This window comes from Mannheimia glucosida, from assembly GCF_046267875.1.
In the GTDB taxonomy this organism is placed as follows: domain Bacteria; phylum Pseudomonadota; class Gammaproteobacteria; order Enterobacterales; family Pasteurellaceae; genus Mannheimia; species Mannheimia glucosida.
This window is the reverse complement of sequence record NZ_CP176502.1, coordinates 1,081,085-1,100,821: the sequence shown is the minus strand read 5'-3', so window position 1 is coordinate 1,100,821 and position 19,737 is coordinate 1,081,085. Positions and strand designations below refer to the sequence as shown.

Annotated in this window: 21 protein-coding genes and 1 tRNA gene; 16 read left to right on the top strand and 6 right to left on the bottom strand. The window is 43.7% G+C overall.

The genetic code is table 11. The annotated features are described in order from the left end of the window. Positions 1 to 62: 62 nt before the first annotated feature. Positions 63 to 1,130, bottom strand: coding sequence for a 23S rRNA pseudouridine(2605) synthase RluB (gene rluB / locus ACJ7Z2_RS05430; RefSeq protein ID WP_154704010.1), 1,068 nt, complete (start codon positions 1,128 to 1,130; stop codon positions 63 to 65). A 149-nt stretch (positions 1,131 to 1,279) separates the two neighbouring features. Then, on the bottom strand, positions 1,280 to 1,897 hold the full coding sequence (locus ACJ7Z2_RS05425; protein ID WP_409501036.1) for an L-threonylcarbamoyladenylate synthase: 618 nt from the start codon (positions 1,895 to 1,897) through the stop codon (positions 1,280 to 1,282). 158 nt (positions 1,898 to 2,055) lie between these two features. Here ACJ7Z2_RS05425 and ACJ7Z2_RS05420 point away from each other — a divergent pair, with 158 nt between their 5' ends. From ACJ7Z2_RS05420 to ACJ7Z2_RS05395, 6 genes are all read left to right on the top strand, one after another. Then, a complete protein-coding gene (locus ACJ7Z2_RS05420; RefSeq protein ID WP_409501035.1) occupies positions 2,056 to 3,621 on the top strand; it encodes an anthranilate synthase component 1 in 1,566 nt (521 codons plus the stop codon). A gap of 140 nt (positions 3,622 to 3,761) precedes the next feature. Further along, entirely contained in the window at positions 3,762 to 4,352 is a 591-nt protein-coding gene (locus ACJ7Z2_RS05415; RefSeq protein WP_409501034.1) for an aminodeoxychorismate/anthranilate synthase component II, read from the top strand. Next, positions 4,345 to 4,731 (top strand): tautomerase family protein, encoded by a 387-nt coding sequence (locus tag ACJ7Z2_RS05410; protein WP_409501033.1) that lies wholly within the window; start codon positions 4,345 to 4,347, stop codon positions 4,729 to 4,731. The genes ACJ7Z2_RS05415 and ACJ7Z2_RS05410 overlap by 8 nt, the downstream gene beginning before the upstream one ends. 17 nt (positions 4,732 to 4,748) lie before the next feature. Beyond that, the gene (gene trpD / locus ACJ7Z2_RS05405; RefSeq protein ID WP_409501032.1) at positions 4,749 to 5,744 is read left to right on the top strand and encodes an anthranilate phosphoribosyltransferase; all 996 of its coding nucleotides are present in this window, start codon (positions 4,749 to 4,751) and stop codon (positions 5,742 to 5,744) included. 59 nt (positions 5,745 to 5,803) lie between these two features. Beyond that, positions 5,804 to 6,559 (top strand): class I SAM-dependent methyltransferase, encoded by a 756-nt coding sequence (locus ACJ7Z2_RS05400; protein ID WP_409501031.1) that lies wholly within the window; start codon positions 5,804 to 5,806, stop codon positions 6,557 to 6,559. A gap of 88 nt (positions 6,560 to 6,647) precedes the next feature. Beyond that, a tRNA-Asp gene (locus tag ACJ7Z2_RS05395) sits at positions 6,648 to 6,724 on the top strand. 193 nt (positions 6,725 to 6,917) lie between these two features. On the opposite strand, the gene ACJ7Z2_RS05390 is transcribed toward ACJ7Z2_RS05395, so the two are convergent. After that, entirely contained in the window at positions 6,918 to 7,295 is a 378-nt protein-coding gene (locus ACJ7Z2_RS05390; RefSeq protein WP_409501030.1) for a SufE family protein, read from the bottom strand. Positions 7,296 to 7,406: 111 nt separating this feature from the next. Here ACJ7Z2_RS05390 and clpP point away from each other — a divergent pair, with 111 nt between their 5' ends. The 6 genes from clpP (at position 7,407) to ACJ7Z2_RS05360 (ending at position 12,825) form a co-directional block, all read left to right on the top strand. Further along, entirely contained in the window at positions 7,407 to 8,000 is a 594-nt protein-coding gene (clpP, locus tag ACJ7Z2_RS05385; protein ID WP_373610605.1) for an ATP-dependent Clp endopeptidase proteolytic subunit ClpP, read from the top strand. Next, the gene (gene clpX / locus ACJ7Z2_RS05380) at positions 8,000 to 9,247 is read left to right on the top strand and encodes an ATP-dependent protease ATP-binding subunit ClpX (protein WP_409501029.1); all 1,248 of its coding nucleotides are present in this window, start codon (positions 8,000 to 8,002) and stop codon (positions 9,245 to 9,247) included. The genes clpP and clpX overlap by 1 nt, the downstream gene beginning before the upstream one ends. 113 nt (positions 9,248 to 9,360) lie before the next feature. After that, a complete protein-coding gene (lpxK, locus tag ACJ7Z2_RS05375; protein ID WP_409501111.1) occupies positions 9,361 to 10,362 on the top strand; it encodes a tetraacyldisaccharide 4'-kinase in 1,002 nt (333 codons plus the stop codon). Further along, entirely contained in the window at positions 10,340 to 10,501 is a 162-nt protein-coding gene (locus ACJ7Z2_RS05370; protein ID WP_006249047.1) for a Trm112 family protein, read from the top strand. Before lpxK ends, ACJ7Z2_RS05370 begins: the two co-directional genes overlap by 23 nt. A gap of 87 nt (positions 10,502 to 10,588) precedes the next feature. Then, positions 10,589 to 11,605 (top strand): UDP-glucose 4-epimerase GalE, encoded by a 1,017-nt coding sequence (gene galE / locus ACJ7Z2_RS05365; RefSeq protein WP_409501028.1) that lies wholly within the window; start codon positions 10,589 to 10,591, stop codon positions 11,603 to 11,605. 59 nt (positions 11,606 to 11,664) lie between these two features. Next, entirely contained in the window at positions 11,665 to 12,825 is a 1,161-nt protein-coding gene (locus ACJ7Z2_RS05360) for a hypothetical protein (protein WP_409501027.1), read from the top strand. Positions 12,826 to 12,874: 49 nt separating this feature from the next. Here the strand turns inward: ACJ7Z2_RS05360 and metF are convergent, their stop codons facing one another. Beyond that, entirely contained in the window at positions 12,875 to 13,768 is an 894-nt protein-coding gene (gene metF / locus ACJ7Z2_RS05355; protein WP_409501026.1) for a methylenetetrahydrofolate reductase, read from the bottom strand. A 264-nt stretch (positions 13,769 to 14,032) separates the two neighbouring features. Here metF and ACJ7Z2_RS05350 point away from each other — a divergent pair, with 264 nt between their 5' ends. Both ACJ7Z2_RS05350 and ACJ7Z2_RS05345 read left to right on the top strand, forming a co-directional pair. Then, the gene (locus ACJ7Z2_RS05350) at positions 14,033 to 15,904 is read left to right on the top strand and encodes a TonB-dependent receptor domain-containing protein (protein WP_409501110.1); all 1,872 of its coding nucleotides are present in this window, start codon (positions 14,033 to 14,035) and stop codon (positions 15,902 to 15,904) included. Positions 15,905 to 15,981: 77 nt separating this feature from the next. Beyond that, the gene (locus tag ACJ7Z2_RS05345; RefSeq protein ID WP_409501025.1) at positions 15,982 to 16,785 is read left to right on the top strand and encodes a helical backbone metal receptor; all 804 of its coding nucleotides are present in this window, start codon (positions 15,982 to 15,984) and stop codon (positions 16,783 to 16,785) included. Here ACJ7Z2_RS05345 and ACJ7Z2_RS05340 read toward each other — a convergent pair. Beyond that, entirely contained in the window at positions 16,775 to 17,083 is a 309-nt protein-coding gene (locus ACJ7Z2_RS05340) for an addiction module antidote protein (RefSeq protein WP_154703998.1), read from the bottom strand. The genes ACJ7Z2_RS05345 and ACJ7Z2_RS05340 overlap by 11 nt on opposite strands. 260 nt (positions 17,084 to 17,343) lie before the next feature. Here ACJ7Z2_RS05340 and ACJ7Z2_RS05335 point away from each other — a divergent pair, with 260 nt between their 5' ends. Both ACJ7Z2_RS05335 and ACJ7Z2_RS05330 read left to right on the top strand, forming a co-directional pair. Continuing rightward, positions 17,344 to 18,312: a FecCD family ABC transporter permease gene (locus ACJ7Z2_RS05335; protein WP_409501024.1), complete on the top strand. Its 969-nt coding sequence runs from the start codon at positions 17,344 to 17,346 to the stop codon at positions 18,310 to 18,312. Then, positions 18,309 to 19,043 carry an ABC transporter ATP-binding protein gene (locus tag ACJ7Z2_RS05330; protein WP_409501023.1) on the top strand — a complete coding sequence of 245 codons (735 nt, stop codon included), beginning with the start codon at positions 18,309 to 18,311 and terminating at the stop codon, positions 19,041 to 19,043. The genes ACJ7Z2_RS05335 and ACJ7Z2_RS05330 overlap by 4 nt, the downstream gene beginning before the upstream one ends. A gap of 22 nt (positions 19,044 to 19,065) precedes the next feature. On the opposite strand, the gene ACJ7Z2_RS05325 is transcribed toward ACJ7Z2_RS05330, so the two are convergent. Next, complete coding sequence (locus ACJ7Z2_RS05325) at positions 19,066 to 19,524, bottom strand: hypothetical protein (RefSeq protein ID WP_409501022.1); 459 nt, start codon at positions 19,522 to 19,524, stop codon at positions 19,066 to 19,068. Positions 19,525 to 19,737: the final 213 nt, after the last annotated feature.

The window sequence follows — 19,737 nt, the reverse complement described above, 5'->3', positions numbered from 1 at the left end:
TGCTCCTTTTTTGAAAGAAAATAGCTGCATTAGCAGAACTAATGCAGCCCCAAAGATGGTGTTTAGCCACGATATTTTTGATGTTGTTTTACCGCTTTACGAATTTGGCGGATATTGGTTCGGCGGCGGTTTGCCCCTACTTCTACTTTCGTTTCGGTTTCAGGCGGTAATCCTACCAGCTCACGCAAGTAATTGACTTGTTCTAAGCCCATTTCTTCCCAGCCGCCACGAGGTAAGCCTTTATCTAATTTGATATTGCCGTAACGGATACGAATCAAACGGCTGACTTCTACCCCTTGCGATTCCCACAGGCGACGAACCTCACGGTTACGCCCTTCGGTTAAAGTCACATCAAACCATTGGTTCAAGCCTGTGCCACCCACAACCTTAATTTGTTTAAAGTTTGCCGGTCCATCTTCCAACTGAACGCCCTTGCGTAAGCGTTGTAACATCGCATCGTCAATGTTGCCGAACACACGCACCGAATATTCACGCTCGACCTCACGACTTGGGTGCATTAAACGGTTGGCTAATTCGCCATCGGTAGTGAACAATAATAAGCCTGAGGTGTTAATATCTAACCGCCCGACTGCAATCCAACGTGCACCACTTAAACGAGGTAAGCGGTCAAATACGGTAGCTCGTCCTTCCGGATCGGAACGGGTGCAAAGCTCCCCTTCCGGTTTGTAATACATCAATACACGGCAGATCTCTTTTTGTGCCGGCATTAAATTAACCAAATGCCCGTCAATGCGGATTTTAGTCGATGAGCTAACTTGCACACGATCACCAAGGGTAGCCATTTTGCCGTCCACGCTCACACGTCCGGCTGCGATAATCTCCTCTAATTCACGGCGAGAACCTTGCCCTGCCCGTGCTAAGATTTTTTGTAGCTTTTCACCTACTACTTTGGCTTTTTTCTCTTGAGATGCCACTTCACTAGCGGTCGTTTTTTCCACTTTTTTTGCAATTCTTTGCGTTAATGGCTTAGAAGTTGGACGTGATGGCTTTTCTGACGTTTTACCAAATTTGCGTTCAGATTTTTGCTCTTCTTTTTTAAATGAGGGACGGCTTTCACCACGTTTGTCTGAACGGAAAGTCGTAGTTGATTTTTTTTGAAAAGTTGTCATAAAGTTCCTTTTGTCGCTTTCACAAGCGTCTGAATTTAAGTCTCATTGTAGGGACAGGTCCTGTGCCTGTCCAAATAACGATATTAATACGGGCGGGCACAGGACCCGCCCCTACGCATAATTCTATATATTAATCATACAACATCAATTTAATTAAACGGCGTTGTATCGCCCGAGCCTTCTCGAATAACCACCGGTGAATCTTCTGTGAGATCAATTACAGTAGTAGGCTGTTGCCCTAAATAACCACCGTGGATAATTAAATCCACCCGATTTTGTAAGTGATCCCGAATTTCATCAGGGTCTGATTCAGTCATTTCCTTCTCCGGCAACATTAAAGAGCAAGAAAGAATCGGCTCACCTAAGGCAGAAATTAACGCCAATGCAATCGCATTATCCGGCACACGAATTCCCACTGTTTTACGTTTTGTCATCAGCCTGCGAGGAAGCTCCTTGGTTGCTGGCAGAATAAAAGTATAAGGATTCGGAGTATTATTCTTAATTAAGCGATAAGCTTGATTATTGACCAACGCATAGATAGAAAGCTCGGATAAATCACTACAAACTAAGGTAAAATTGTGATTTTCCGGCAATTTACGGATTGCCACAATTCTATCCATTGCGTGCTTATCGCCCATTGCACACCCAAGAGCATAGCCTGAATCAGTAGGGTAAACAATCACGCCACCGTTTCGGATAATCTCTACCGCTTGGTTAATTAAGCGTTGCTGTGGGTTGTCGGGGTGGATATAAAAAAATTGCGCCATAGTCTCAAGCCTTCGACTTTCTAAAAATTGAGCTAATTATACACCAAGTTCACCCAAGCTCGCATAAATATCTGGAATATATCATTATCTAGAATAATTGCTTGACTTCTTTTCAATGTACTAGTTTAATAGTACGAAAAATTGAATAGGAATTTGCTATGCCTCAATTAACGATTACTCAAACAGAACTCCCTTATTGTGCCGATACGACTCGTGTTTATTACGCATTATGCGGCGAACGCCCACATACGCTATTATTAGACTCAGCGGAAATTCAAAGTAAAAACAGTGTAAAAAGTTTGCTGTTTGCGAAATCGGCAGTGCATATTTTCTGTGAAGACCAAACCGTCACTTTCCACGCTTTAACGCAGAACGGGAAAGCGGTGTTACCTTTAATTGCAAACGCATTGAGCCTGCTAAACCCTGCTCCGACTTGCGAATTTTTAGACAAAAACGACCGCTTGCAAGCGATTTTCCCGACCATCAGCAACCAGTTAGATGAAGACAGCAAGCTCAAAACCACCACTGTGCTTGACGGGCTAAGAACGGTGAGCCAACTGTTTGCCGATTCCGCATCGCCTATCTATTTGGGCGGATTATTTAGCTATGATTTGGTGGCAAATTTTATTCCGATGGAAAATATCAGCCTGCAAGATGACGGCTTAAGCTGCCCGGATTACAGTTTCTATTTAGCAGAACAACTGGTCACTATCGATCACCAAACCGAAACTGCTGTGCTAAACACTTTCTGTTTTGAGCAGAATGAGCAAGCAAGTTTGAACCAACAAGCGGTCGAATTTACGCAAAAACTTGCAAATCTGGCACATATTGAACTGCCTCTAGCGAACCAAACCGCAACGAGTGAGGCAATCGCCAATATTGAAGATGAAGATTTCAAAGCGATTATCCGCAAGCTCAAACATCATATAAATATCGGTGATGTGTTCCAAATTGTGCCGTCTCGCCGTTTCAGCTTGCCTTGCCCGAATACCCTTGCCAGCTATAAACAGCTCAAAATCAACAATCCAAGCCCGTATATGTTCTATATGCAGGGGGAAAATTTCACTCTGTTTGGGGCGTCGCCTGAAAGTGCGTTGAAATATTCGCAAGCCAACCGCCAGTTGGAAATCTACCCGATTGCCGGCTCTCGCCCTCGTGGCTTTGATGAACAAGGCAATATCGATCCTGAATTGGATTCCCGTTTGGAATTAGAACTGCGTTTAGACCAAAAAGAGCTTGCCGAGCATTTAATGTTGGTCGATCTTGCCCGTAATGATGTGGCTCGTGTGAGCGAATCCGGCACTCGTCGTGTGGTCGATTTAATGCAAATTGACCGCTATTCGCAAATTATGCACTTGGTTTCACGTGTGATCGGCACACTTCGAGCGGATCTTGATGCCCTACACGCTTACCAAGCCTGTATGAATATGGGGACGCTAACCGGTGCCCCGAAAATTAAGGCAATGCAACTGATCTACCAAGTCGAGCAACAAAAACGCCATAGCTACGGCGGTGCAGTGGGCTATTTAACCTCAGACGGCAATTTAGATACCTGTATCGTGATCCGCTCCGCCTTTGTGCAAAACGGCATTGCCTATGTGCAAGCCGGTTGTGGTGAGGTGCTGGATTCCGACCCACAATTAGAGGCTGATGAAACCCGCCATAAAGCACGGGCGGTGTTAAAAGCGATTGGGCAGGTGAATACATCAGGCTCGGATCTTTAAGATACGAGGGAGGACAGAAACGGAAATAATCTTGATTTTTCATTATGTTATTCACTTATTTTCTTCGCTAATTGTTTCTGCCAAATCTCCCCTACCCCTCTTTGCTAAAGAGGGGAAGATAAATAATAGGATACAAAACTATGGCAAATATTCTTTTTATTGATAATTTCGACTCTTTTACCTATAACTTGGTCGATCAATTTCGTGAATTAGGGCATCAGGTAACGATTTTCCGCAATGATTATCCGCTTGAGGATTTTTTAGCCAAAGCCGAAACCACTGAAAATTGTTTGGTTGCTCTTTCCCCGGGCCCGGGTAACCCGGCTGAGGCAGGCAATTTATTGGAAATTATTCGCCGTCTGAAAGATAAAGTACCAATGATTGGCATTTGTTTAGGACATCAAGCTCTAATTGAAGCCTTTGGCGGCAAAGTCGTGCATACCGGCACGGTGTTGCACGGCAAAGTTTCTCGTATTGAACACGATAATCAAGCGATGTTTGCAGGCATTAACAATCCAATGCCTGTTGCCCGTTACCACTCATTAATGGGCGATGAATTGCCGGCAGAATTTATCGTTAATGCGAAATTTGAGCATATTGTGATGGCAATTCGCCACAAAACCTTACCGATTTGCGGTTTCCAGTTCCACCCGGAATCCATTTTAACCGTGCAAGGCACAAAATTACTTAAACAGTCGGTGGAATGGTTATTAGGAGCAAAAAATGATTAGTGTATACGGATTAAAACAAACCTTGGCAGACCGTAGAGCCCTCATTGCAGAGGTGATTTTTGACTGTATGCAAATGAGCCTTGGCGTACCAAAACAACGCCACGCTTTGCGTTTTGACTTATTGGATGCAGAAAATTTCTATCCCCCAATTAACCGTAGCCAAGATTTTATTGTGATTGAAATAAACCTGATGCAAGGGCGGAGCGAACAGCTCAAAAAACGCTTAATTAAAGGGCTGTTTAGTGCCTTACACACCAAAGTCGGCATTGTGCCGATGGACGTTGAAATCACCATTAAAGAACAGCCAGAGCATTGCTGGGGCTTTCGTGGAATGACCGGCAACGAGGCAACCGATTTGGAATATCAGGTACATCGCTAATTAAAAAGGAAGAGACTATGCAAGCACTATTCGATAAATTATTTGCAAACCAAGCCCTAACCCAAACGGAATCTCACCGTTTTTTTAGTGAAGTGATAAAAGGCAATGTGTCGAATGAACAACTGGCTGCCGCCCTGATTGCCCTAAAACTGCGTGGTGAAACGGTGGCAGAAATTGCAGGAGCCGCCAATGCTGCACTAGAAAATGCCAATCCGTTCCCAACGCCTGATTATCCGTTTGCCGATATTGTCGGCACCGGCGGAGATGGGCATAACACCATTAATATTTCCACCACCAGTGCGATAGTTGCCGCCACAATGGGCTATAAAATTGCCAAACACGGCAACCGCAGCGTATCAAGCAAAACCGGCTCGAGCGATGTATTAACCCATTTAAGTATTAATGTCGGTATTTCGCCCGAAACCGCACGCCAAGCCCTTGATGCCACCGGCATTTGCTTTTTGTTTGCTCCTACTTATCACAGCGGATTCAAATATGCCGCTCCGGTTCGCCAAGCGTTAAAAACCCGCACGATTTTCAATATTTTAGGGCCTTTAGTAAACCCGGCTCATGCTAAACGCCAATTACTGGGTGTGTATTCCCCTGAGTTAGTGAAAGTCTATGCTGAAACCGTAAAAGCCTTAGGTTACGAACACACTATTGTGGTACACGGTGCAGGTTTAGATGAAGTTGCCGTTCACGGCGAAACGCAGGTTGCGGAAATTCAAAACGGACAGATCGACTATTACACCTTAACGCCGGAAGATTTCGGCATTGAACGCCATTCGTTAGAAGATCTCAAAGGCGGTGAACCTGCAGAAAATGCCGAAAAAGCAACCGCTATTTTACAAGGAAAAGGTAAACTGGCTCATATTGATGCGGTGGCAGCAAATGTCGCATTATTAATGAAAACCTTTGGAGAAGATGATTTAAAAGCCAATGTGCAAAAAGTAAAAGAAACGCTTGAGAGTGGAAAAGCGTTAGAAACTTTGCGAAAATTATCGACTTACTAATCATATCGTAGTGGCGGGTTTTAACCCGCCTTATTTTATATTTGTTTAAAGGCTATTAAGTGAAAAAAAGCATTTACGACACTCCGATTTTCTTTGAGCGTTACCAACAACTTCGACAAAATCCAATAAGTATGAATGAAGTGGTGGAAAAGCCAACAATGTTCTCTCTACTGCCAGACTTAACCGGCAAAAAAGTGCTGGATTTAGGTTGTGGCACAGGAGTTCATTTAGCCCATTATTTAACGCTCGGTGCAGAAAAAGTGGTGGGGTTGGATTTATCTGAATTAATGCTACAACAGGCAGAAAGCGATCTTTCTGCTCATTGGCAAAAAGGCAACGATTTTTCCCTTTACTGCCTGCCGATGGAGCGATTAAATGAGATCAGCGAGGGCGATTTCGATGTAGTAACCAGCTCTTTTGCGTTTCATTATATTGCTGATTTTTCCGAACTACTTGCAAAAATTTCGCAAAAAATGACTGCTTGTGGCACGCTGATTTTCTCGCAAGAACACCCGATTGTCACATGTTACCGAGAAGGCTATCGTTGGGAGAAAAACCAAGAAAAACAACAAGTTGCTTACCGCTTGAACTATTATCGGGAAGAGGGCGAACGGGACAGAAGTTGGTTTCAACAACCCTTTAAAACCTACCACCGCACAATAGCAACCATTGTGAATAACCTCATTCAAGGCGGATTTGAGGTTGTGCAAATGGAAGAACCAATGCTGGCAGACCAACCCCAGTGGCACAATGAATTTAAAGATTTACAGCACCGCCCGCCGTTGCTGTTTATCAAGGCGATCAAGCAGAAATAAAGTGGTTATTTTACAACCAATCAAACGCTATTTTGCAAAAACTATTTGCTCAATGTTAAGGAAACCACTATTATTTTAACACCAGTACGGAGCGGTAGTTCAGCTGGTTAGAATACCTGCCTGTCACGCAGGGGGTCGCGGGTTCGAGTCCCGTCCGTTCCGCCAACAAATTTAAGCCTCTGAGAAATCAGAGGCTTTTTTGCTTTTAAAAATACTATTCTAGCCCCCTCTTTAGAAAAGAGGGGCTGGGGGAGATTTGATACGATGTCCAAATTTCGTATGAGCGTAAAATAATTTCTGCCAAATCTCCCCTAACCCCTCTTTGCTAAAGAGGGGAAATTAAGAGTATTTATTAACATTACTTCCAAATTAACTGCTGAATTTGCCCCAACCCATTTAACCTTGTGCTGGTTAAATTTTGTGAAATTTTTAGCTCATCAAACATCGTTTTTAAGTCAAAGGCTTTCAGCTCTTCTGCCGCTTTTTCGGTTAAAGCTACGCTCACTACAAATAAAATCCCCTGCATTAAACGGGCATCGCTATATGCCACTACTTTTCGTGGCTCAGCTTGAAATTCAAACCATAAACGGCTTTCACAGCCCTCAATTTCCGCTATTTGTGCCAACTCTTGCTCACTTGGTTTTGGTAACAAGCGACTTAGCTGAATTAACAAGCGGTATCTTTCTTCCCACGATTTGCAATGTTCAAATTTTTGGTAAATTTCTGTTAATGTCATAATTTCCTCATCATTTGCAAAAGATTTTAACAATCTGACCGCTTGTTGTTAATGATTTTCTGAAAATTTGCTAGAATAGCGAGATTTTGTATTACGACAGAGGAAAACAAAATGGCATTAGTCCCAATGGTGGTGGAACAGACCTCAAAAGGCGAACGTTCTTACGACATTTATTCACGTTTATTAAAAGAACGTATTATTTTTTTAAACGGTCAGGTGGAAGACAATATGGCAAACCTGATTGTGGCACAACTTCTGTTTTTAGAAGCCGAAGATCCGGAAAAAGACATCTATTTATACATTAACTCACCGGGCGGTGTAGTAACGGCAGGCTTGGCAATTTACGATACAATGAATTTCATCAAGCCGGATGTAGCAACCCTTTGCACCGGGCAAGCAGCTTCAATGGGTGCATTTTTGCTTTCAGCCGGGGCAAAAGGCAAGCGTTTTGCTCTGCCGCACGCTCGTATTATGATTCACCAACCTTTAGGTGGGGCGAGAGGTCAAGCAACCGATATTCAAATTCAAGCGGAAGAAATTTTACGCTTAAAAGCCACCCTTACCCGCCGTATGGCAGAACATAGCGGACAAGATTATGAGAAAGTATTAGCTGATACCGAGCGTGATAATTTTATGTCTGCGGAAGAAGCAGCTGAATATGGCTTAATCGACAAAGTGTTAACCTCTCGTAGCGAGGTGGCATAATGGCGTTTGAAAAAGAACCCCACTGTAGTTTCTGCGGTAAAAAACGCACCGAAGTGGATCAATTAGTCGAAGGTGCTGAAGGCTATATTTGTAATGAATGTATCGAGGAATCCTACGCCTTACTACACGGTGAGGAAGAGCCGTTAATTGATGAAAATCAAGACGATGAAGGCAGCTTTTTCACCAATGTGCCGACACCACACGAATTACACGCTCATTTAGATGATTATGTCATCGGTCAGGAACACGCGAAAAAAGTGCTTTCGGTAGCCGTTTATAACCACTACAAACGCTTAAGAAGTGCATTGTCAAACCATCAAGCCACTAACGGTGTAGAGCTAGGCAAAAGTAACATTTTATTAATCGGGCCGACCGGTAGCGGTAAAACCTTGTTGGCGGAAACCCTTGCACGCCGTTTAAACGTGCCTTTTGCGGTGGCTGATGCTACTACCCTTACCCAAGCAGGCTATGTGGGAGAAGATGTCGAAAACGTGATTCAAAAATTATTAATGAAATGCGATTTTGAAGCCGAACAAGCGGAACGAGGCATTGTTTTTATTGATGAAATCGACAAAATCACCCGTAAATCGGAAAGTGCATCCATTACCCGTGATGTATCGGGCGAAGGTGTTCAACAAGCCTTATTAAAACTACTTGAAGGCACGGTGGCGAACATTAACCCACAAGGCGGTCGCAAACACCCGAAAGGCGAAACCATTCCGGTGGACACCTCCAAAATTCTCTTTATTTGCGGCGGTGCTTTTGCCGGCTTAGATAAAATCGTGGAAGCCCGTACCAACACCCAAGGTGGCATTGGCTTTGCTGCAGCATTGAAGAAAGATAAAGATCGCCAAGATTTAACCGAGCTATTCAAACAAGTTGAACCGGAAGATTTAGTCAAATTCGGCTTAATTCCTGAATTAATCGGGCGTTTACCGGTAGTGACTCCGCTGCAAGAGTTGGACGAAGAAGCTCTGATTCAAATCTTAACCGAGCCGAAAAATGCAATCATCAAGCAATATCAAGCCTTATTCGAAATGGAAGGCGTTGAATTGCACTTCACCAAAGATGCATTAATTTCGATTGCCCAAAAAGCGATTAGCCGCAAAACCGGTGCAAGAGGATTACGTTCTATTGTCGAAAACTTGCTGCTTGATACAATGTACGATCTCCCAACCCTCAATGCGAAAAAAGTGACCATCGGCAAAGGTTGTGTTGAAAACGGCGATAAGCCGAAGGTGGAATGACCCACCTCATTATTTATTAAAAGGTGCGTAAAAAAACGCACCTTTTTGATAACTTAGTGAATTTATCGCTCAAATTAATGAGCGATAAAATGAGCGATAAAATGGGCGATAAAATGAAAATCTGGCAAACAAAATCCCTTATCACTTGGCTGCTTTCGCCGCTTTCGCTGCTGTTTTGGCTGATTAGCCAAGTTCGCAAGCGGTTGTATTCTCTGAATATTTTGCAATCGTACCGTTCGCCTGTGCCGGTGCTGGTGGTAGGCAATATTTCGGTTGGAGGCAACGGCAAAACGCCAGTAGTCGTTTGGCTGGTAGAGCAACTGCAACAGCGTGGCATGAAAGTAGGCGTGATTTCTCGAGGCTATGGCGGTAAAGCAAAAACGTTTCCGCAATTAGTTACCCGAGAAAGTTCTGCTGAAATGGTGGGTGATGAGCCGGTGTTGATTGTTCAGCGAACAAATGTGCCTTTAGCGATTTCTCCAAACCGCCAACAGAGCATTGAATTACTGTTAAGTCAGTTTGAGCTAGACATCATCATCACCGATGATGGCTTGCAACACTATGCCCTACAGCGAGATATGGAATGGGTGGTGGTTGATGGCGTAAGACGTTTCGGTAACGGCTTTGTGCTGCCGGCAGGCGGATTACGTGAATTACCAAGCCGTTTAGATTCTGTACAAGCGGTTATTTGCAACGGCGGCACACCGCAAGCTAACGAGCATTTAATGACGCTTGAACCGTCTGATGCAATTAATTTAGTCACCAATCAACGCAAGCCATTAAGCGAATTTACCCAACCCTGTGTGGCGATTGCCGGTATCGGTCACCCACCACGCTTTTTTACAATGCTAGAAAAATTAGGCATTCCGCTTGCCAAAACTCAAGGCTTTGCCGATCATCAAGCCTTTGATAAGGCTCAGCTGGCTCAATTTGCTGATAGCCAAACGCCGTTATTAATGACCGAGAAAGATGCGGTAAAATGCCACGATTTTGCACAGCAAAATTGGTGGTATGTACCGGTTTCTGCAACATTTTCAGAAAAATCGACCGCTTGTTTATTAGCCCCGATTCTACAAAAACTAGGAAAAGAAGATGAACGAAACACTACTCAATAACCTCGTCTGCCCTGTCTCTAATGAAAAATTAGAATGGGACAAAGAGAACAACCGATTAATTAACCCTAAGCTCAATATTGCTTACCCGATTAAAAACGGCATTCCGGAATTACTGCCAGAAGCCGGAGTGGCATTATAAACTGAATAAATATTAGCAAGCCTGATTAAATCGGGTAGAATAGCAACAATAACCTTGCTTCGTATTAATTTTATAGAGGAACATAAAATGGCAATTTTAGTTACAGGTGGTGCAGGTTACATCGGTTCACATACCGTTGTAGAGTTATTAAACGAAAATCGTGAAATCGTGGTGTTAGATAATCTTTCTAATTCCTCTGAAGTATCACTTGAGCGTGTGAAGCAGATCACCGGCAAGAGCGTAAAATTCTATCAAGGCGATATTTTAGATCGTGATATCTTACGCAAGATTTTTGCGGAAAATCAGATTGAATCAGTAATTCACTTTGCCGGCTTAAAAGCTGTAGGCGAAAGTGTGAGAGAGCCGCTACGTTACTATCAAAACAATGTAACCGGCTCGATTGTGTTGGTAGAAGAGATGCTAAAAGCCAATGTGAATACCGTTGTGTTTAGTTCATCGGCGACCGTTTATGGCGATCCACAGATTATCCCGATTGTGGAATCTTGCCCTGTCGGCGGCACAACCAACCCTTACGGTACGTCCAAATATATGGTTGAACGCATTCTTGAAGATACCGTTAAAGCCTTCCCACAATTAAGTGCGGTAGTATTGCGTTACTTCAACCCGGTGGGGGCTCACGAAAGCGGTTTAATTGGTGAAGATCCAAACGGTATCCCAAATAACTTAATGCCGTTTATCAGCCAAGTGGCTGTGGGCAAATTGCCTCAATTATCCGTCTTTGGTGGCGATTATAATACTCACGACGGCACAGGCGTGCGTGATTATATCCATGTTGTAGATTTAGCACTCGGACACTTAAAAGCCTTAGACAAGCACCAAAATGATGCCGGTTTCCACGTTTACAATTTAGGCACAGGAACAGGTTATTCGGTGTTAGATATGGTAAAAGCCTTTGAAGCCGCAAATGGCATTACTATTCCATACAAAGTGGTAGATCGCCGCCCGGGCGATATTGCCGTTTGCTACTCCGCTCCACAAAAAGCGTTAGAGCAACTAGGTTGGAAAACCGAGCGTGGGCTAGAACAAATGATGAAAGACACTTGGAATTGGCAAAAAAATAACCCGAATGGTTATAAAGGCTAAAGCGTAAAGGGAGATAACATCTCCCTTTATCATTTAAATCTTCTTTTTAGGTAACGCTAATGAAAAAATCTATTCCGTTAATCTTAAGCTTGTTCTCCGCTTCTTTGTTTGCTGATGTTCAGCTTTCTCCACTCCCACTTCCCCAAATTGGCAAAGTAAGCCAATTTGACCTTTCAGAACAAGGCGAATTAGTGGTAATTAACCAACAAAAACAATTATGGAAAGTCACACAACAAGCTCAAAAACTGGCAGATGGAGTTTCCACCGAGATTGAACCTAAAGCTCAATACCAACGAATTGCGTTAGCGGATCAAAACGGGCATTTTATGCTGTGGACGGCTGATAAAATCTATACCTCCAACATTCCCCTTGCCCCGAAAGCTACAATGACCGCCCTTAATTTTGCCACCATTGCCGTAACCAAACAAAACGGACAATTTAAGTTAGCCAGAATTGAAACGCAAGGAAACCAAGCAAAAATTACTGCCATATCCGAAACAGAAGTACTGCCTGATGCCCGCCCTCTGCAAATTGATTTTGACTCAGAAACCTCTAACCAAGGGCATATTGCCGTGCTTGCAAAGCCTGATGGTATGAGCTATCAACACGGTGTATTGGGCGATGATATAGAGGCAGGTGAAATTCAATTCCTAGAACGCCATACCCTTAAACCGTTGGCAGACAAGCTAACTCAGAAAGGGCGAGTTTTTGAGGCAAATCGTTTTGCCACTTTAATGGAAAATGGGAAAACCAAATTGATTTCCGTAATAGCTGGCGATGGCAATGGAGCCGGCACAGTTGTGATTGGCATTAAAGCCGGAAAATTATCAATAGAAGCCGAAAGTGAGCCGCTGCCGACTAACCGTTGGCAATCGCCATTTAGCTTTAACCACAAGCTCTATGCAATCCAAATGCCCCATTTAAAAGGCAATTTGGTGGAATACAGCCTCAAAGGAAACCTTTTAACCGAACGTTTTATTGCATCCGGCTTAAGCAACCACCGCTATGGAGATTATGAAACGAATTTAGTGGCGACAACAGAGACTTTCGCACTGATACCAAAAACCGGCTATCAACAGGTGGTTGTACTGGATAAAGCAGGGAACATCGCCGAATTACCTACCGCCCTGCCGGCTGAAATCAAGCAAACTAAAGCCTATGCTAACAAAGCCTATTTATTCTTAAAAAATGGGGAAATTTGGGTGGCCGAAGAGAAGTAAAAAACATAAGGCGACATAACTTATTTAGCTATGCCGCCTTAATGTTCAATTAGACGGTTGTAAAATCAGGTCTTACGCCTAAAGTATGGCACATCGCATACGTTAATTCACTACGATTTAAGGTATAGAAGTGGAAATCATTCACCCCCTCACGAGAAAGCACTTTCACCATATCCATTGCAATGCTTGCCGCAACTAAGTTTCTGGTGGTTTGATCATCATCTAATCCCTCATACATTTTGCCCATCCAAGTCGGGATTTTAACATTAGTCACAGCTGCCATTTTTTGCAACTGCTTGAAATTTGTTACCGGCAAAATACCTGGCACAATTTCACAATCAATGCCAATCGAAACACAACGGTCACGAAAACGTAAATAGCTCTCTACATCAAAAAAGAATTGCGTAATAACGTGGTTTGCACCCGCATCGATTTTACGTTTCAAGTTAAGTAAATCTGCCTGTGCTGATTTTGCTTCAGGGTGAACTTCAGGGTAAGCCGCCACGGAAATATCAAAATCTGCTACCGATTTTAATAAAGCGACTAAATCTGAGGCGTAAAATAGTGCTTTATCATAACCTTTCGGCACATCGCCACGCAAAGCAACAATTCGGCGAATGCCACTATCCCAATAATCTTTGGCAATTACCTTTAATTCTTCCGGTGTTGCATCAATACCTGTTAAGTGCGGAGCTGAAATGATTCCTGTTTTTTCTTGGATCGATTTCACAATACTGTGTGTACGATCTCGCTCACCAGAATTTGCTCCATAAGTTACCGAAACAAATTTCGGTTTTAAAGGACTTAGGCGATCAATAGAATCCCACAGCATTGTTTCCATTTTTTCATTCTTAGGCGGGAAAAACTCAAAAGAGACATTAATTTTTCGATCAATATCAGCAATATGCTGATTAAGGGCATCAATTTGGGTTGCATAATTCATAGATAAATTCCTGTTTTTATAATTTAGAAGATTGCTTAAATTCTAACAAACAAAGCTAAAAAAACAACAAAATTAAGGCATTCTATTATGTTAATCTTTCAAATAAATATTAAAAATTTTCATATTTTCGCCTATTATATATTTATTTTATTATTGTATAATTCCTCTAAAAAAATAATTCCTAAGGAGATAATAATGAAAAAAAATCTAATTACTACCGCCATTTCTGTTGCACTAGCAAGTACAGCTTTTGCACAAAATGAGATGACTCAGCTTGACTCCGTAACAGTCTATTCCGCCTATGCAACCCCAATCAACCAGGACAAAACCGCTTCCAGCGTGACGGTTCTCACTGAAAAAGATTTTTCCGAACGCAATGCCACTTATGTGAGTGATGTGTTAAAGACTGTGCCGGGCGTGGCGATTGGGCAACAAGGTGGACGTGGTACTCTTACCAGCTTATTTTTACGAGGGGCAGAATCTCGCCATACTGCGGTTGTGATTGACGGTGTAAAAGTCAATCCGATTAATATTGGAAATTTCGATTTTGGTGGCTTACCGATTAGCAATATCGAACGTATCGAAGTTCTACGTGGCGAGCAATCCGCTCTTTGGGGAAGCAGTGCTATGGGTGGTGTAGTTTATATCACCACCAAAAGCGGTTTATACAAAGAGAAACCATTCAATGCGGAGGTCGATCTTGGTTTAGGATCAAATAATACCCGTGATGCCAGCGCAACACTTTCCGGATTTCACAACGGTTTCTACTATGCTCTACACGGTGATAGCCATCGTACCAAAGGCATTTCCGCACTGAGCAAAAACCGTTTCAGTTATACTACAGAAACAGGTTCGGAAGTAAAAACCGGTGGTGCAAGCGAACGAGATGGCTTTCATCGTGATAACGGCTCTTTACGTTTAGGTTATGACCTAGGTAACAAAGGTGTTGAATTTCTTACCGCTCAATCTTCCCAAACCGTTCATATTGATGGTTATAATTCAGACATTAGCGGTGAATATTCTCGTACTCGCAATCAAACTTTTAAATTAGGCGGTTATTGGGGAAATGAACAAGAACTGCTGAAACACCAAGCGAATATCAGCCAATTCAATAGTAAAGCAACGCATTTCGGTTCAAATGCTCGCCATAGCAACGAAAAACAACTTAATGCGAATTATCAATTAGATGTAAACTTTGACCGTGATGGCGAAGTGACACAAGCGGTCAGTTTACTGACAGATTATGCAAAAACACGCTATACCTCTGATAAATATTTGCGTGAAAAAACCTTATCCGAAAAAAGTGCGGCACTAGAATATCGCTTATTTACCGAACAAGATCACAGTTTTTCTATTAGTGGTCGTTATACCGATAATTCACAGTTTAAAAATGCTATCACTGGGCGTATTTCTGGAGCTTACCGTTTATCGCCAAATTTCCGCTTACACGCAAGCATTGGTAAAGCCATTAAAAATCCAAGCATCACCGATTTATATGGTTGGGACGCAAGCTATGTTGGTAATCCAAATCTCAAAGCAGAAAAAAGCCGTGGTGGCGACCTTGGCTTGCTAATTGAAAGCACGGATAAAAAACACAGCTTGGATGTAACCTATTTTGCTCGAGTAGTAAACGATTTGTTTAGCTCTAAAGGCAATAATTGCCAAATGGTCAGCTCTCCTTGGGGAGATTATCTGCAATGTGCAAATTACCAATCTATCAACTTGGAAGATAAATCTCGTATCAAAGGGGTAGAATTGGCATATCAAGGTAAATGGAGTGAAAAGCTCACCAGCTTTGCAAACTACACCTTTACTCGAACCAAAGACAGCGCACAAAAAGAGCTGCTACGCCGACCAAAACACGTCGCAAATGCAGGGCTGAGCTACCAGATCACTGAGTCATTCGGTTCATCTGCCTCTCTCTCTTATGTGGGTAAACGCATTGATAGCTCATTCCCATCTCGAGTAAAAATGCCTTCATATACCTTGGTGAATTTAGGGGTTAATTATCAGCTCAATAAACAGTTAAACGTTTATGTTAATTTAAATAATCTGTTTAATAAAAAATATGAAAATGTATTGGGCTACGGGCAAGATGGACGCAACATTTACGTTGGCTTAAAAGGTTCATTCTAATCGTAGGGTGCGTTTGCAAACGCACCTTTACCACTTTATTTGATCGTATGGTGCGTTGGCAAACGCACCCTACATTTATGTATAAGATCCTATTTTTATTCTCACTCGTTATTTCTCAAACCGCACAAGCCGAGCAATTCGTTTCGCTCAATTTGTGTAGCGACCGTCTGTTGCTGGAACTTGCCGAACTGCATCAAATTCGGGCGATGTCACCCTATTCCCAAAAGCCGTTGATGATGTTGGATAAACTGAACACAGACAAACCCACCGTTGAAGCGGAACTCACTGCACTGTTGCCCTATGCAGATAGCACCATTTTGCTGAATGAAACCTTCTACCCACAACTCACTGCACGGCTGAAACAGCTTGGCTTTAAGTTAGTCGCATTAAACGACAACCCGCAAACGCCCGAACAGCTTTTCACACTGATTTTACAACTAGGCGAGCTAACCCAAAATCAAGCCAAAGCGGAAAAGCTGGTGGAACGTCTGCGTTTGCAAAAAATCCCGCCAAAACAACCGCTTGCTGAAACCTTAATTCTAAGCGAAACGGGTATGATCGAACCGCATTTTCCCCAATATCAAACGTTGTTGGATCTTCTCGGTCTATCGCCATTAAAAAGCGACCTCACGCCACAGAATTTCTCGCTGGAAAAACTACTGTTAGCGCAACCCAAACAGTTATTGTTCCTCACCGATAACCAAAGCTACAATAACCAAGCCGAACTGCTCAAACACCCTGCATTACAAAAAATATGGCAAAAAATGAGCCAAAATCCACCGCTTGTCTTGCCGATGAAATACACCTACTGTTTCGATCACGGGGTTTGGCAGGGAGCGGAGTGGGTTGAGAAACAATTAAGGCACACGGCTACGCCTTAACGACCGACAATTCCAAATTTAGTGCGCTAATAATTTTGCGAATCGTCTCAAAACGGGGCTTACTGCTGGAAAGGCTTTGATACAAACTTTCACGCCCGATCCCTGCTTTTTTCGCTAACTCATTCATTCCTTTCGCTCGTGCCACGGTATTCAATGCTTGAATAAACTCCTCGTCCGTACCGTCTTTCAATGTTTCCGCCAAATAAAGGGCGATTAGCTCGTCATTGGTGAGATATTCGGCGGCATCAAATTCGGTGATACCATATTTTTCAACCATTTCAGGTGGAAAATGACTCATCGTGTTCTCCTCTATATTTCTTCATTTCGTTTAAAAGCCCCCTTGCTTTCACAATATCGGTTTGTTTTATGGTGTACATTCTACCCCCCAATCTGTAATGTTTTAAATACAAAACTTAGGCTGATTGAAGGAATATAGCAAAGCCTGTCGTGGGTTACATTCGGCAAACGCTATTTTTTCGATGGAGATCGCAAAAATAGCGTTTTCAGCTTGACTTTGGCGCTATGGTATAATCTGCACGTTTGATGAGAGAAAAAAGAATGAAGAAATTAAACATTGTGCTTGGAAGTTTGTTGTTGCTGATTGTTAGCAGCGCAGCCTTTTACCAACTGAGCGATTTTGCCTTGCTAAAAAATGCCGAAGGCGTGCTAAGCGATCTGCGCTGGCTGGTGCTGGGTGAAATTCGGCTGCCCCGTATCGGCTTGGCGGTGCTGACGGGCGCCAGCCTTGCGCTTGCCGGTAATGCGATGCAGGGCGTGTTTCAAAACCCGCTTGCCAGTCCCGGTTTGCTTGGGAGCAGTTCGGGAGCAACGGCGGTGAGCGTGTTTCTGCTCTACTATTTTTCAGCTCCGATGGGCTGGCTACTGTTTGGCGGTGTGGCAGGGGCGCTGGGGGCGTTTTTGCTGGTGTGGCTGATTAGCTTTCGCCACGGCACAACAATGATGATTTTAAGTGGCGTGGCGGTAAACGTGTTGCTCGGGGCGGCGGTGACTTTACTGCTTTCCAATGCAGAAAGCCCGTGGGCGTTGGCGGAACTCTACCGCTGGTTGCAAGGCTCATTAGTCTGGGCAACCACAGAGGCAGTATGTTGGGCGTTACCCTTGATCTTGCTTGGCATTGTCTGCCTCTATCGGGAACGGCGTTATCTCGACCTGCTCACCTTTGGCGAAGAGACGGCAGCAACAATGGGCATCAACCTGCAACGCAGTTTTTTTACCGTTAGTGTTGGCGTGGCCTTGTTGGTCGGGGCAACGATTCCGCAGACCGGCACTATCGGTTTTATCGGCTTGATAGCCCCTCATCTTGCCCGTATTTGGCTGAAAAAACCACCGTCTCAGCTTTATCTTACCTCCGCGTTAATCGGGGCGTTGTTACTGCTGATTGCAGATCTGGCGGTGCAATATGTGCCGTTTTTTGCCCGAATTTACATCGGCACGCTTACGGCAATTTTGGGTGTACCGTTTTTGATTTGGATTTTATTCACCCAGCAACGGAGATTGGCACAATGATCAAGATTGAAAACCTTACCCTTGCTCACGGTATTCAACACCTCTCTTGCCATCTGCCAAAAGGCAAATTGATCGGCATTATGGGCGCAAACGGGGCTGGGAAATCCTCGTTGCTCAAAGCGATTGCCGGCATTTTGCGCCCGACAAGCGGTGAAATTTGGCTGGAAAATCGCAAACTGCACGCTCTTTCCGCCGTTGAACGGAGCCGACAATTTGCCTACCTTGCCCAACAGCTCAACGTGGCGTGGCAACTTTCAGTGTATGATGTGATAGCACTCGGCTTACCCGCACCGCTTTCGCCTGAACAAGAGCGTCAAAAGGTGCGTTCGGTTGCCGAACAGTTGGCGATTTCTCACCTGCTGGATAACACTTACCAACAGCTTTCCGGCGGTGAACAGACCCGAGTGCAACTCTCCCGTTGCTTGATGAAACAAGCCCCGTTCTTGCTTGCTGATGAACCGATTGCCGCCCTCGACCCCTACTATCAAATCGACATTATGCAGCAACTCAAAGCCCTAACCCCAACACAGACCTGTGTGGTAGTCATTCATCATTTGCCCCTTGCCTACCGTTTTTGTGATGAAATCATTCTGCTTAAAAACGGCAATTTACTCGCCAGTGGCAGTACACAAGCGGTCTTAACTGCCGAAAATATTGCAACGGCTTTTGGGGTAAAAGCTGAAATGGATTGGGGGAAAAGGGAAATGTGGGGGATTGAGAAGTTGGCATAGGGAGGGTAAACCTCCCTTACTGTTAGCCCTGACGGCACTCCAACCACGGCAATTGTGTGCCGTTGAAATTTTTGTAGTAAGTCGAGCTATGCTCACGGGCGATTAAATCCACATAGCTACCGTCAATCGGCTGATAAGAACGATAGCTCACCTCAAATTTATTACCGCCTAAGGTACGGTTTTGCAGATGATCAAACAGCTCAGCTTTGCCACCGTCTAACTGAAAATAGATACCAAAATTCTCTTGCTTACGGCTCTCACGAGACAGCGGAAAATAGGTTGCCAAAAATGACGTTTCGCCCGTGGTCAGGTTGTTACAGTAATAATTATAGCGTTTGTAATTCGCCGTATTATTCAATTCCGCTTGGCTGATATTGGTTTTCAAATATCCCACCTGTGCCGATTTCTTTTGTTCAGACGGCGTACAAGCAAATAAGCCTGCCAAAGTGGCGGCGAGTAAAATCAGTTTAAATTTAGGCATAAAAATGTTTCCGAAAATAGGGTTAAAAGAACAAGGGTTATGATAGCTGAATTTAGGCTAGGTACAAGCGGTCAGTTTTGTGGGGGAATTTGCAAAGTTTTGGGGGAAGTGACTGCTTGTTGTTGATGATAGCGCCCGTCTCAGACGGGTGCTGCAGATTGTAAGGCATTCGTCAGAGACGAGCGCCATCGGGGAAAATGACCGCTTGTAAAT